This window comes from Pseudoalteromonas sp. P80D2 (genome assembly GCF_036680945.1).
Lineage (GTDB): Bacteria > Pseudomonadota > Gammaproteobacteria > Enterobacterales > Alteromonadaceae > Pseudoalteromonas > Pseudoalteromonas shioyasakiensis.
Genome location: NZ_JAZDAR010000026.1, coordinates 437,166 through 449,735, shown reverse-complemented (window position 1 = coordinate 449,735; position 12,570 = coordinate 437,166). Strand labels below are relative to the sequence as shown.

Annotated in this window: 14 protein-coding genes; 9 read left to right on the top strand and 5 right to left on the bottom strand. The window is 42.6% G+C overall.

The annotated features are described in order from the left end of the window. Position 1: 1 nt before the first annotated feature. Positions 2-1,261, top strand: coding sequence for a UDP-N-acetylglucosamine 1-carboxyvinyltransferase (murA, locus tag VRK28_RS06835; RefSeq protein WP_055199193.1), 1,260 nt, complete (start codon positions 2-4; stop codon positions 1,259-1,261). A gap of 67 nt (positions 1,262-1,328) precedes the next feature. On the opposite strand, the gene VRK28_RS06830 is transcribed toward murA, so the two are convergent. The 3 genes from VRK28_RS06830 to VRK28_RS06820 all read right to left on the bottom strand — a co-directional run bounded on the left by VRK28_RS06830 (position 1,329) and on the right by VRK28_RS06820 (position 4,429). Beyond that, a complete protein-coding gene (locus tag VRK28_RS06830) occupies positions 1,329-2,411 on the bottom strand; it encodes a trypsin-like peptidase domain-containing protein (protein WP_055020793.1) in 1,083 nt (360 codons plus the stop codon). A gap of 98 nt (positions 2,412-2,509) precedes the next feature. Next, positions 2,510-3,862, bottom strand: coding sequence for a Do family serine endopeptidase (locus VRK28_RS06825; protein ID WP_054561091.1), 1,353 nt, complete (start codon positions 3,860-3,862; stop codon positions 2,510-2,512). Positions 3,863-3,985: 123 nt separating this feature from the next. Beyond that, on the bottom strand, positions 3,986-4,429 hold the full coding sequence (locus VRK28_RS06820; RefSeq protein WP_055020791.1) for a YhcB family protein: 444 nt from the start codon (positions 4,427-4,429) through the stop codon (positions 3,986-3,988). A gap of 178 nt (positions 4,430-4,607) precedes the next feature. Here VRK28_RS06820 and zapE point away from each other — a divergent pair, with 178 nt between their 5' ends. The 8 genes from zapE to VRK28_RS06780 all read left to right on the top strand — a co-directional run bounded on the left by zapE (position 4,608) and on the right by VRK28_RS06780 (position 11,344). Continuing rightward, on the top strand, positions 4,608-5,696 hold the full coding sequence (zapE, locus tag VRK28_RS06815) for a cell division protein ZapE (protein ID WP_058585925.1): 1,089 nt from the start codon (positions 4,608-4,610) through the stop codon (positions 5,694-5,696). Between the two features lie 339 nt (positions 5,697-6,035). Further along, a complete protein-coding gene (rplM, locus tag VRK28_RS06810) occupies positions 6,036-6,464 on the top strand; it encodes a 50S ribosomal protein L13 (RefSeq protein ID WP_054561088.1) in 429 nt (142 codons plus the stop codon). A gap of 8 nt (positions 6,465-6,472) precedes the next feature. Continuing rightward, positions 6,473-6,865, top strand: coding sequence for a 30S ribosomal protein S9 (gene rpsI / locus VRK28_RS06805; protein WP_095209788.1), 393 nt, complete (start codon positions 6,473-6,475; stop codon positions 6,863-6,865). A gap of 743 nt (positions 6,866-7,608) precedes the next feature. Continuing rightward, positions 7,609-8,199, top strand: a complete 591-nt coding sequence (gene petA, locus VRK28_RS06800; RefSeq protein ID WP_054554178.1) for a ubiquinol-cytochrome c reductase iron-sulfur subunit — start codon at positions 7,609-7,611, stop codon at positions 8,197-8,199. Then, positions 8,199-9,464, top strand: a complete 1,266-nt coding sequence (locus tag VRK28_RS06795) for a cytochrome b (RefSeq protein WP_054554179.1) — start codon at positions 8,199-8,201, stop codon at positions 9,462-9,464. The genes petA and VRK28_RS06795 overlap by 1 nt, the downstream gene beginning before the upstream one ends. Further along, positions 9,461-10,198: a cytochrome c1 gene (locus VRK28_RS06790; protein ID WP_054554180.1), complete on the top strand. Its 738-nt coding sequence runs from the start codon at positions 9,461-9,463 to the stop codon at positions 10,196-10,198. Before VRK28_RS06795 ends, VRK28_RS06790 begins: the two co-directional genes overlap by 4 nt. Before the next feature lie 79 nt (positions 10,199-10,277). Further along, a complete protein-coding gene (sspA, locus tag VRK28_RS06785) occupies positions 10,278-10,904 on the top strand; it encodes a stringent starvation protein SspA (protein WP_054554181.1) in 627 nt (208 codons plus the stop codon). Beyond that, on the top strand, positions 10,904-11,344 hold the full coding sequence (locus VRK28_RS06780; protein ID WP_062566526.1) for a ClpXP protease specificity-enhancing factor: 441 nt from the start codon (positions 10,904-10,906) through the stop codon (positions 11,342-11,344). The genes sspA and VRK28_RS06780 overlap by 1 nt, the downstream gene beginning before the upstream one ends. 65 nt (positions 11,345-11,409) lie before the next feature. On the opposite strand, the gene dolP is transcribed toward VRK28_RS06780, so the two are convergent. Beyond that, on the bottom strand, positions 11,410-11,976 hold the full coding sequence (gene dolP, locus VRK28_RS06775) for a division/outer membrane stress-associated lipid-binding lipoprotein (protein ID WP_062566525.1): 567 nt from the start codon (positions 11,974-11,976) through the stop codon (positions 11,410-11,412). Further along, positions 11,976-12,563, bottom strand: coding sequence for an SIS domain-containing protein (locus VRK28_RS06770; protein ID WP_054561085.1), 588 nt, complete (start codon positions 12,561-12,563; stop codon positions 11,976-11,978). Before VRK28_RS06770 ends, dolP begins: the two co-directional genes overlap by 1 nt. Between the last annotated feature and the right edge of the window lie 7 nt (positions 12,564-12,570).

The window sequence follows — 12,570 nt, the reverse complement described above, 5'->3', positions numbered from 1 at the left end:
AATGGATCAATTTGTTATTCAAGGTGGCACCTCGCTGGCAGGTGAAGTCACTATTTCTGGCGCTAAAAATGCCGCTCTTCCAATTCTTTTTGCTGCGCTTTTAGGGCAGGGAAAAAGTACCTTTAGTAATGTTCCTCGTTTACGCGATATCGGCACCACAGAAGCCTTGTTAAAAACACTGGGTGCAAATGTCGAGTGGCAGCAAGACAAGCTAATCATTGATGGTGCGACGGTTGATAAAACACTTGCACCGTATGAGTTGGTAAAGCAAATGCGTGCCTCAGTGCTTGCATTAGGCCCTTTAGTTGCCCGTTTTGGTGAAGCGCAAGTATCACTGCCAGGTGGTTGTGCAATTGGTGCTCGCCCAGTTGATATCCATATTCAAGGTCTTGAGCGCATGGGCGCTATCATCAAGGTTGAAAATGGTTACATTAATGCCAAGGTTGATGGTCGCTTAAAAGGCGCTGAGATCTTTATGGAGATGGTCAGTGTTGGCGCAACAGAAAACTTACTAATGGCAGCAACGCTGGCTGACGGTAAAACTGTACTGGAAAATGCAGCTCGCGAACCTGAAATTACCGATCTTGCTAATTGCTTAATTGCGATGGGGGCGAAGATCAGTGGTGCAGGCACTAGCCGTATCGAAATTGAAGGGGTTGAGTCACTATCGGGTTGTGAATACAGCATTCTTCCCGATCGCATTGAAACAGGCACTTTCTTGGTTGCGGCGGCAATGGCTGGCGGTGAAGTACTTTGTAAAAATACAGACCACCATAGTCTTGATCCTGTGATTGAAAAGTTGCGTGCTACCAATGCCTTGGTTGAAGTCACTGATAACAGCATTTACCTTGATATGCGTGGCCGCGAACTAAAAGCGGTTAACATTAAGACTATGCCACACCCGGGTTTCCCTACCGATATGCAAGCGCAATTTACAGCTTTAAATGTGGTAGCGAAGGGCAGTGCAACCATCACAGAAACGATTTTCGAAAACCGTTTTATGCACGTGCCAGAGTTACAGCGTATGGGCGCAAACATTCGCTTAGAAGGTAATACAGCAATTTGTGGGGATACAGAAAGCTTATCGGGCGCACAGGTAATGGCAACTGATTTACGTGCCTCTGCAAGTCTAATTCTTACTGGCATCGTTGCTCAAGGTGAGACTATTGTTGACCGCATCTATCACGTAGATCGTGGTTATCAACGCATTGAAGATAAGTTGAGTGCGCTGGGTGCCAATATCAAGCGCCGTTCAAGCTAATCGCTAAGACTTACAAAAAAGGCCTAACATCAGTTAGGCCTTTTTTATATCTGTGTTGTTTCAGTAACTACTGCTCGTCTTCGAGTTCTGCAACAGTTACCATCACTTTTAAGACCTTACCATCGCGGTAAATCTCAAATTCAAGTTCTTTACCTGGCTCTGTATTCGCTAGTTTCTCAAGCACTTGTTGTGGGTTTGCTACAGGAATACCGCCAATTTTGATTACAATGTCAGTTTCTCTGATGCCTGCTTTCCAAGCTGGGCCAAATGGATCAAGTTGAGAAATACGCATTCCTGCAACAGGTGTAAAGCTATCACTTACATCTTTGCCCGTGCTATCAATACCTGTGCCACTGAAGCCTAAATAGCCACGGACTACACGACCATGTTTGATTAGCTTATCCATCACATCTTTGGCAATCGAGTAAGGTACCGCAAAGAAGATACCCTGAATATCGAGATTTTCATGAGTTTTAAATTGCGCCGAGGTAATACCGACTAAGTCACCTCGTGAATTGACTAACGCGCCACCTGAGTTACCTACGTTAATCGCAGCATCCATCTGTAACAGGCTGCTGTAAGGGCTATCGATTAAATTTTGTTTACCCGTCGCACTGATAATACCTTGGGTAATGGTTTGGCCTAAGTTAAGTGGGTTACCAATCGCTAAAACAACATCACCAACACGTGGCTTAAATTTATCGTTCACTGGAATTTTTGGTAAATGCTCAGCGCTGATCTTTAATAGCGCTAAATCTGTTTGAGTATCAAAACCAATCACTTGTACATCATAAAAGCGACGGCCATCAGCGAGTGTAACGATAATGAGATCGGCATTTTTGATTACATGGTAGTTAGTAAGAATATAGCCGTCTTGGGTCATGATCACGCCGGAGCCAAGAGCTTGAACGGTGTTTTGGCGTTTATAGCGCGGTTGATTGGAAATGCTTTCTGAAAAAATAGTAACAACCGAAGGTGCTGCTTTTTGCACTGCATCAGCAAAGCTCATGTGCTCTGATGATATCGCCGCAGGTAAATTCATATCTGGTAACAGTGTGCTACGAAGGCTTGGGCTAAATAACACCACTAAAAAGGCAATGCCTAAACCGGTGAAAAGCGGAGGAAGGATAAATTTAAAAAGTTTTAGCACAGTATTCTTATTATCAGTGAGCAATCCCTTAATGATGGCACAAAAAAAATAACAGCGGCAAGCACCGCTGTTATTTTTTCATGATTTATCAACTAGGTTTACTGGATCAGTACGAAAATAAGCTCTCTACCGCGTTTAACACCTAGTACGATGTTACCTTTGGTATTTTCGATGATCTTATTCATGTCGCGGATTGTTTCAACGCGTTGACGGTTAACTTGCATGATCACGTCACCTTCTTCAAGGCCAACACGAGCAGCAGGAGAACGTGCTTGCACGCCGGTTACTTCAACCCCTTTTCCATCACTCTTCTGAGTGTTTTCTAATGTTGCACCTTGGAAAGCTGGGTGTGTCTCTTCGCCAGCGGCAGTAGTTGCTGATGCACCATCGAGTGTGACATTTACAGTTTTAACTTTGCCATCTCGGTAAATGCCCAGTTTTACTTTTTTGCCTTCACCAAGTGTGGCAATTTTACTGCGTAGTTCATGGAAGCCACTAATTTCGGTGCCATCGACGCTAATAATTACATCACCGGCTTTGATACCCGCTTTACTTGCTGCGGTATCATCCATTACTTGCATAACGTAAGCGCCTTGCTTCACGTCAAGTTGTTGTGCTTTAGCAAGGCCTGCATCAAGTGGGCGTCCCGAAATACCTAACGAACCGCGACGTACTTCGCCGTGTTCGATAATTTGGTCAACAAGGTTTTTCATCATGGTAGATGGAATTGCAAAGCCAATGCCCACGTTACCGCCAGATGCGCCTAAGATAGCGGTGTTGATACCAATCAGTTCACCGTTAAGGTTAACTAACGCACCGCCTGAGTTGCCTTGGTTAATAGCTGCATCGGTTTGAATAAAGTCTTCATAGCCTTCTATATTTAAACCGCTACGGCCAAGGGCACTGACGATACCTGATGTTACTGTGTGACTTAAACCAAATGGATTACCAATGGCAACTGCAAAATCACCTACACGTAACTGATCCGAATCGGCAATTTTAAGCGCGGTTAAGTCCTCTGCATCAATTTGCAATAAGGCAATATCTGATTCTTTGTCGCTACCGATTTTAGTTGCTTCATATTCGCGACCATCTTCTAAGGTCACCACCATTTTTTCGGCATCTTCGATAACATGATTATTGGTTACCACGTAACCTTCGTCTGCATCAATGATCACACCTGAGCCTAGGCCACTAAATTCACGCTTTTGACTGCCACCACGAGGAACACCAAAAAAGTCATCAAAAGGAGTCGCACGGCGGCGAACTTCTTTAGAGCCTGACACTTGAATACTCACCACACCCGGTGTGATCTGTTCAAGCATAGGTGCGAGGGTTGGCAATTGTTGACCATTTACAGCAACAGGAAGTTTTGCCATTGAAATTGCAGGGCTTAATAATAAGCTAGAAGATAAAATAGCAGCACTGATAACAGATAATTTCATTTTCATAGTCTGGGTTTACTCCACTTCAGAGATAAAGCAAAAACTAAAAAGGGCTGCATAAGCAGCCCTTTTCTTGGTTTAGATATAAAGCTGTTATATCTAAAGACTATGGGGTCAAAAAAAAGTTCATCAAGAGGCTTTAGAATGTTCTGAAACTTTCTCTGAGCCAGTGAACAGGCCCGTTTCACCAACAACATAGTCAGCAGGCTGAGCTTCAGCACTTGAACGATCGCCTCTGCGGTCTTGTAATGAGTTTTGTAATTGCTCAGTCGTTTCTTTAGAAAAGAAAGGCTCATTTGGATGCTGTTTTTTATCAGCAAGTAGTAGTTTATTTGTTTCTTCTACATGGTTCAGTAGCTGGTCGTAGTTATCTTTCATTTTAGATACTAGCTTACCTGTGCTCGCTAGATGATCAGCTACATCTTGACGATATTGTTCAAGCGCATTGTTAGCTTGCTCGACTTGTTGTTCTAGTTCGTCTTGCTTAAATTGTTTTTTGGTTACAAAAGCACCAATGAAGAATGCTGAAATTGCAACGATGATTAGAATACCTATCCAGGTAATTGTGCCCATAAATCTACCCCTTTGGGAAAAAATAACAAAAACAAATACTTTAAAAGCATTTATAGTCCAATCATTATTAAAATATGCTTAATTTGATTGTGAAATCATACTGCGGGCTAATATACCCTGAGATACGATGCGTGTTAATATACTGTGCAAATTTAACTGTGTTTTATTGTAACGACCTATGACTCCTTGGCAGAAATACCAACAAGATTTACAACGTGAAGACTTTGTACATGATGCAGCGCAAGAAAATGCAGTGCGCCATTTGCAAAGACTCTATGATGACCTAACGGCAGACAAACCGGCCGCGAAGGGGTGGTTTGCCAAACTATTCTCTAAAGATAGCACGCCAAGTATAAAAGGGCTGTATTTTTGGGGCGGAGTAGGTAGAGGTAAGACCTATTTAGTTGATACTTTCTACGAAGCTTTACCTACTGATCGTAAGATGCGTGTGCACTTTCACCGTTTTATGCATCGCGTGCATGATGAGCTGAAAAAGTTAAAAAATACCAGTAATCCATTAAATGTAGTTGCAGATATCTTTAAATCAGAGACAGATATTATCTGTTTTGATGAATTTTTTGTACAAGATATCACTGATGCAATGCTACTAGGTGGTTTGATGGAAGCATTATTTGAACGTGGCATTGTGCTGGTTGCGACGTCAAACATCGTGCCTGATGACCTGTATCGAAATGGTTTACAACGTGCGCGTTTCTTACCAGCAATTGAGCTGGTAAAAGCCAACACCGAAATCGTAAATGTGGACTCGGGGGTTGATTATCGTTTACGTACCCTTGAGCAAGCCGAAATTTTCCATAGTCCGCTTGATAAGCAAGCTGATGATAATTTATTTGAATACTTCGATAAGTTGTCACCTGAGCCGGGTGTGCTCGATAAAGAAATTGAAATTGAAGGGCGGATGATCAAAACCCGTAAAGTGTCTGACTGTATTGCTATGTTTGAGTTTAGTGAACTATGCGAAACAGCCCGCAGCCAAGTTGATTACATGGAAATAAGCCGACTTTATAACACGGTGATTTTGTCTAACGTAAAATCACTGGGCCAAGCCAATGATGATGCCGCACGTCGTTTTATCGCGTTAGTGGATGAATTTTACGAGCGCCATGTCACGCTGATTATTTCTGCTGAAAAGCCAATAACTGAGCTATATAGCGAAGGTAACTTAAATTTTGAATTTAAGCGTTGTATTAGCCGACTACAAGAAATGCAATCGTTAGAGTATTTGGCAAAAGAGCATCTAGCTTAGTCAAGTTGTCAGCCTTCAGCTGTCAGTTTTTAGCTGATCGGTGTTGAATGTAAGGCGCGCCAAGCAAGCGTGACGCCTACTAATTAATGTAGGCGTGAAATTTATTTCGCGCGCACTTAGCTGATTTTCTCGAATAAAAAACAACCATCATATAGCAATGTGGTTCAAGTGCTGGTATACTCCCGCGTCTGCCACGTTGCGTTCTATTGCCAGATATTAGTTTAGCCTCTAATTGATGGCTCAAAGTCTTAAACTCGAAGGGGTTAAAGCATTCAACTTAGAGCGGTAATTTATAATAATTACCTGTGGTTTTAATTAAAAAACATTGGATTTTAATAAATGAAAACGTTTGTTGCTAAGCCAGAAACAGTAAAACGTGACTGGTACGTAGTTGACGCTGAAGGTAAAACTTTAGGTCGCATCGCTACTGAAATCGCTCGTCGCCTACGCGGTAAGCATAAAGCTGAATACACTCCTCACGTAGATACTGGTGATTACATCATCGTTATCAACGCTGAGAAAGTTACTGTTACTGGTAATAAAGCAAAAGACAAAATGTACTACGCTCATACTGGTTTCCCAGGTGGTCTTAAGTCTACTACTTTCGACAAGCTTCAAGCTGCAAAGCCTGAAATGATCATCGAAAAAGCTGTTAAAGGCATGTTGCCACGTGGTCCTTTAGGCCGCGCAATGTACCGTAAACTTAAAGTTTACTCAGGTACTGAGCACAACCATGCTGCACAACAGCCTCAGGTTCTAGACATTTAAGGAGCACTATCATGGCAAATCAATACTACGGTACAGGTCGTCGTAAAAGTTCAAGTGCTCGCGTATTCTTACGCCCAGGCACTGGTAACATCGTAATCAACAAGCGCTCTCTAGAAGAGTACTTCGGTCGTGAGACTGCTCGCATGGTTGTTCGTCAAGCATTAGAGCACGTAGAAATGACTGAAAAGTTTGACCTACACATCACTGTTTCAGGTGGTGGTACTACTGGTCAAGCTGGTGCTATCCGTCACGGTATCACTCGTGCACTTATGGAGTTTGACGAGTCTCTACGTCCTACACTTCGTAAAGCAGGTTTCGTTACACGTGATGCACGTAAAGTTGAGCGTAAGAAAGTGGGTCTTAAGAAAGCACGTAAGCGTCCACAATTCTCAAAACGTTAATATTTACGTTTATCAGAATACCAAAAACCCAGCTTCGGCTGGGTTTTTTGTTTCTTGGAGCTGTCAGCTTTCAGACGTCAGTTTTTAGCTAATCGAAAGAGGGCTCTCTGCTTGAATGAACAAGTTCTTGCCAAGGCTTAATATTCCCATATACTTCTCGCATCTCGCATCTCGCATCTCGCATCTCGCATCTCGCATCTCGCATCTCGCATCTCGCATCTCGCATCTCGCATCTCGCATCTCTCATCTCGCATCTCTCATCTCTCATCTCGCATCTCGCATCTCTCATCTCGCTGAAGCGCAAAATCCTACCTTTTTTCGTTCGATATTTAACCACTGTTAATAATTAGTACGTATAACAGTAAAAAAACTTCAAGATTTAGCAAAATTAGCTTAAATCCATCAGTTAATTGATGAAATTTTTTGCTACAATTGGGGGGCAAGTAATGTGAGTGAGTTCAACAACAGCTAATGCAGAATTCTGTTTCCTCTTAGTGAGGTTGATCTTGGTCAGTATATTGTTTTTTTATATGCGTTATCATAACCAGCGGCTTCATACTCGAGCTAACCTAAATTAATAATTCATTAAATAGGGTTTATTCGAGCATGAGACTGTGAATAACCTTGTTTTAATCAAGGGTTTTAATTATGATCGCGTCTATTTTGAAATTTCTAAAAATTAACCTGCTGTAACTGATGTTCTCAATATGGCAAGTGTTGGGAATCATAGTGGAGATAAGTGGATGAGCAATGCGCCTGTAGACAATGGCCGACGTCGCTTTTTAACCATAGCTACCTCTGTTGTTGGTGGTGTTGGTGCGGCTGGGGCTGCTGTTCCTTTTATTGCGTCTTGGAATCCAAGTGAGCGAGCTAAATCTGCGGGTGCGCCTGTAGAAGTAGATATCAGCAAGCTTGAGCCAGGACAATTAATACGTGTTGAGTGGCGAGGAAAACCTGTTTGGGTTATTAATCGTACACCAAGAATGCTTGAACAGATGAAAGAACATGAAGGTCAACTTCGTGATCCTGCGTCTGAAGAGCCTCAACAACCTGAATCATCAACCAATGAATATCGTTCGCAACGTCCTGAAATTTTCGTTGCTGTTGGTATTTGTACGCACTTAGGTTGTTCTCCTAGCTTCCTACAAGGTGGCTTTGGTGAGAAAGTAGAGGGCACAGACGACGGTTTCTTCTGTCCGTGTCACGGTTCTAAATTTGATATGGCTGGTCGTGTATTCCAATCTGTACCTGCACCATTAAATCTAGAAATTCCTCCGTATACCTTCCTTGATGACACGACTATTCTAGTCGGTGAAGAAAAAGGAGTGGCGTAATGTTTGGTAAAATTATTGGTTGGATCGACGATCGTATTCCAATGACACGTGTTTGGAACATGCATATTGCACAGTATCCAGCACCAAAAAACTTTAACTTCTGGTACTTCTTTGGCTCTTTAGCCATGTTAGTACTTGTTAACCAAATCGTAACTGGTATCTGGTTAACAATGAACTTCGTACCATCTGCTGAAGGTGCTTTCGCATCGGTAGAATACATCATGCGTGATGTTGAATACGGTTGGTTACTTCGTTACCTTCACTCAACAGGTGCATCAGCGTTCTTTATCGTTGTATACCTGCACATGTTCCGTGGCATGATCTACGGTTCTTACCAAAAACCACGTGAATTACTGTGGTTATTCGGTATGTTCATCTTCTTAGCGCTTATGGCTGAAGCTTTCATGGGTTACTTACTACCTTGGGGACAAATGTCTTTCTGGGGTGCACAGGTAATCATTTCACTATTCGGTGCGATTCCGGTTATTGGTGATGACTTAACGCTTTGGATCCGTGGTGACTACGTAATTTCTGGTGCTACGCTTAACCGCTTCTTTGCACTACACGTAATTGCATTACCTTTAGTAATCGTTATCTTAGTATTCTTACACATTGTTGCACTACACGAAGTGGGTTCAAACAACCCAGATGGTGTTGAAATTAAGCGTAAGAAAGGCACTGTAGCTGAAGAAGATAAGCCTAAATTCAAATTCCACGAGTATTACACCAACAAGAAAGACATTGTTGATGCAATCCCGTTCCACCCTTACTACACAGTAAAAGATATTGTGGGTGTGGTTGGTTTCTTAATCTTATTCTGTTGGGTTGTATTCTTTATGCCTGCGATGAATGGTTTCTTCCTAGAAGCGCCAAACTTCGAAGCAGCTAACCCGCTGAAAACACCAGAGCATATTTTCCCAGTTTGGTACTTTACGCCATTCTACGCAATCCTACGTGCAATCCCTAACAAGTTAATGGGTGTTGTGGCGATGGGTGCATCTATCGTAGTGCTTGCGTTACTACCTTGGATTGACCGTGGTTCGGTTCGCTCTATTCGTTATCGTTGTGGTCTTCACAAGTTAAACATCGCACAATTCGTGGTAACTTTCGTTATCTTGGGTTGGGTTGGTGCTACACCACAAACTGATTTCAAAACGCTGTTATCACAAATCACGACTGTGACATACTTCATGTTCTTCGTATTGTTATTTGTTTACAGCAAGAATGAGAAAACTAAGCCATTACCAACGAGGTTGACGAAATGATGAAAAAGCTAATTATCGGTTTATTCGCATTGTTGCCATCGTTGACAATGGCAGCAGGTCCTTCGGTTCCTTTAATGGATGCGAACATTGACCTTAAAGATAACGCATCTTTACAGCGCGGTGCTAAATTGTTCATGAACTACTGTCTTGGTTGTCACCAAATGCAGTATCAACGTTATGAGCGTACGTTCCGCGATATCGGTATTCCTACTGAGATTGGTCAAGAGCAACTAATTTTTGATGGCTCAAAAGTAGGTAGCCACATCAAAAATGCGATTGATAAAGATGACGCAGCTAAATGGTTTGGCGCAGCGCCACCGGATCTTACGCTTGTAGCGCGAGTTCGTGGTACTGACTGGATCTACACTTATCTGAAGTCATTCTATAAAGACGAGTCTCGTCCGTTTGGCGTAAACAACGTTGTTTTCCCATCGGTAGGTATGCCACACGTTCTTCAAGAACTACAAGGCTTACCAACACCAATCACTGAAGAAGTGGAAGAACATGGTCACACTGTGACTAAAGTTGTTGGCGTTGAAACAGATGGTTCTGGTGAAATGAGTGTTGACGAGTACGATCGTGCTGCTCGTGACTTAACTAACTTCTTAGCTTACGTTGGCGAGCCGTCACGTTTAGAGTCAGAAGCGTTAGGTCTAAAGGTAATTGGTTTCCTAGTGATTCTATTTATCTTGGCATTCATGCTGAAGAAAGAATACTGGAGAGATGTTCACTAATCCTGGGCATTTTGAAAGGTAGTTTTGTGATAGGGGCTTAAGCCCCTATTGCTGTTTTTGTAATATAATGGAGGTAGGCATGGCCGTAGCTGCCAATAAGCGCCCTGTAATGACCCTGTTTTCTGGTGCTAACTGTATGTATAGCCATCAAGTACGTATCGTACTTGCTGAAAAAGGTGTAAGTGTTGACATTCACCTGGCTGAAAAGGATAACCTGCCAGAAGCACTTCATGAGATTAACCCTTACGGTACAGTACCAACACTGATCGATCGTGAGCTTGGTTTATATCAGGCAAACATCATCATGGAATACCTTGATGAACGTTTCCCTCATCCTCCACTAATGCCAGTTTATCCGGTTATGCGTGGCCGTAGTCGTCTGATGATGCATCGTATCGACACGGATTGGTATAGCCTAGCTAACAAAATCACTAGCGGTAGCAGCGAAGCTGCGCAAGCACGTAAAGAGCTTACAGAAGCGTTACTTGCAATTGCACCAATCTTCTCTGAAGCACCTTACTTCATGAGTGAAGAGTTCAGCTTAGTTGATTGTTACTTAGCACCACTACTTTGGCGTTTACCTGAGCTTGGCATTGAGCTTAATGGTGCAGGCGCGAAAGAGCTTAAAGAATACATGTTGCGTTTATTTGAGCGTGAATCATTCCAAGCTTCACTAACTGAAGCAGAGCGTGAGATCCGTTTATAATGACGCCTAATCGTCCTTATTTACTACGCGCTTTCTTTGATTGGATTGTTGATAATCAGTGCACACCACACTTAGTGGTTAACGCTGATTTTCCTGCTGTACAAGTACCAACACAGTTTGTGCAAGACGGTCAGATCGTTTTGAACATTAGCCCATCAGCGGTAACACAATTTGCAATGGACAACCAACAGCTTAGCTTTAATGCGCGCTTTGGTGGCCAACCAATGCAAGTGTACGTACCTATGGGTGCTGTGCTCGCAATTTATGCACGTGAGAATGGTGAAGGGACTGTATTTACTGCAGAAGAATTCATCGAGGACGAAGACGACTTTGCTCCGGTATTAGAAAGTGTTGAAACACCTGACGAGATTACGCCAGATGATGAACCACCTGCTAAACCAGAGAAGAAAAAAGGTGCTCACTTACGAGTGATTAAGTAACCTTAGTCAGACAAAAGAAAACCCGCTATTTAGCGGGTTTTTTATTATCAATTTACGGTTGGATATTACAAATATTCAAACACTTTAATAACACGTTCAACGCCTGATACGTTACGTGCTACATCAACCGCTAAATTCGCTTCAGAATCGCTCACTAAGCCCATTAAAAAGACTTCGCCATTCTCTGTTACTACTTTGATATTATTGCTGCTGATACTCTCTGTGGTGAGTAATTGCGTTTTCACCTTAGAGGTTAACCAAGAGTCGTGCGTTTGCGTGCTCATGCCAATATTTGAACCAATGCGAATTTGGTTGTGGATTTTACGAATGCCATCAACGCCTTCAATAGCGCGTTGTGCTTCGTCTTTCATTTCTGCGTTGGCAACTTGGCCAATCATAAGCACAATGCCATTAACGCTAATGACGTTAACGTTAGCAAATTTATGTAGGTGCTCATTTTCGCTGATAGCAATAGAACTTTTAATTTCGATATTGTTATCGTCGATTTGTGAACCAATCGTGCGGCGATCATTCGCAGCAGTTACAGCGCCTGCAGTACCGGCGACAACGGCAGCTGCACAGCCTTGCAGCAATAAAACGGTACCAAATACTAGTAAAGACTGTTTAAACATTAATTTTCTTCCTGTGGGAATAAGGTTAAATCGATAAGCTCACTGAGGCAGTGCAAATTCACTAAGTGTGACTCAACAATACGGCTTGGGCGTTTGGATGGAACACGAATTTCAACATCATTTGGGCCAAGTAAGCCAACTAATTCACCGCCGTCATCACCAACAAGCACAATTACTTTCATATCACGGGTCAGTGCCGCTTCAACGGCTGAGATAATCTGCTTTTCATTACCATTGACAGCAATTGCTAATAAAAGGTCGCCTTGCTGTGCAAATGCACGAATTTGTCGTGCAAAGGTTTCGTGCTCATCATTATTTGCGGCTGAGCCTAAGTTAACTTGATCTTGTGCAAGCGCAACTGCGGGTAGGCATGGGCGCTCGGTTTCATAAAAGTTAATTAATAGCCCTGCCATGTGCTGTGCCAACATGTGGCAGCTAGGAGTGCCACAACATAGCAGTTTATTGCCGTTAATAAGACTTTGTGCAATGGTGAACGCTGCCGATTCAAGTGCGCTTGGCAGTACTTCACCTGCCGCTATTTGAACTTGAATATTTTCGGTAAAGATTTTTTTTATCGTTTCTTGCATAACCTAC

What these genes read in the sequence shown, in the direction of transcription:
- murA (WP_055199193.1), top strand. Translation starts at nt 2, where the DNA reads ATGGATCAATTTGTTATTCAAGGTGGCACCTCGCTGGCAGGTGAAGTC.
- VRK28_RS06825 (WP_054561091.1), bottom strand. Translation starts at nt 3,862, where the DNA reads ATGAAAATGAAATTATCTGTTATCAGTGCTGCTATTTTATCTTCTAGC.
- VRK28_RS06820 (WP_055020791.1), bottom strand. Translation starts at nt 4,429, where the DNA reads ATGGGCACAATTACCTGGATAGGTATTCTAATCATCGTTGCAATTTCA.
- zapE (WP_058585925.1), top strand. Translation starts at nt 4,608, where the DNA reads ATGACTCCTTGGCAGAAATACCAACAAGATTTACAACGTGAAGACTTT.
- rplM (WP_054561088.1), top strand. Translation starts at nt 6,036, where the DNA reads ATGAAAACGTTTGTTGCTAAGCCAGAAACAGTAAAACGTGACTGGTAC.
- petA (WP_054554178.1), top strand. Translation starts at nt 7,609, where the DNA reads ATGAGCAATGCGCCTGTAGACAATGGCCGACGTCGCTTTTTAACCATA.
- VRK28_RS06795 (WP_054554179.1), top strand. Translation starts at nt 8,199, where the DNA reads ATGTTTGGTAAAATTATTGGTTGGATCGACGATCGTATTCCAATGACA.
- VRK28_RS06790 (WP_054554180.1), top strand. Translation starts at nt 9,461, where the DNA reads ATGATGAAAAAGCTAATTATCGGTTTATTCGCATTGTTGCCATCGTTG.
- sspA (WP_054554181.1), top strand. Translation starts at nt 10,278, where the DNA reads ATGGCCGTAGCTGCCAATAAGCGCCCTGTAATGACCCTGTTTTCTGGT.
- VRK28_RS06780 (WP_062566526.1), top strand. Translation starts at nt 10,904, where the DNA reads ATGACGCCTAATCGTCCTTATTTACTACGCGCTTTCTTTGATTGGATT.
- dolP (WP_062566525.1), bottom strand. Translation starts at nt 11,976, where the DNA reads ATGTTTAAACAGTCTTTACTAGTATTTGGTACCGTTTTATTGCTGCAA.
- VRK28_RS06770 (WP_054561085.1), bottom strand. Translation starts at nt 12,563, where the DNA reads ATGCAAGAAACGATAAAAAAAATCTTTACCGAAAATATTCAAGTTCAA.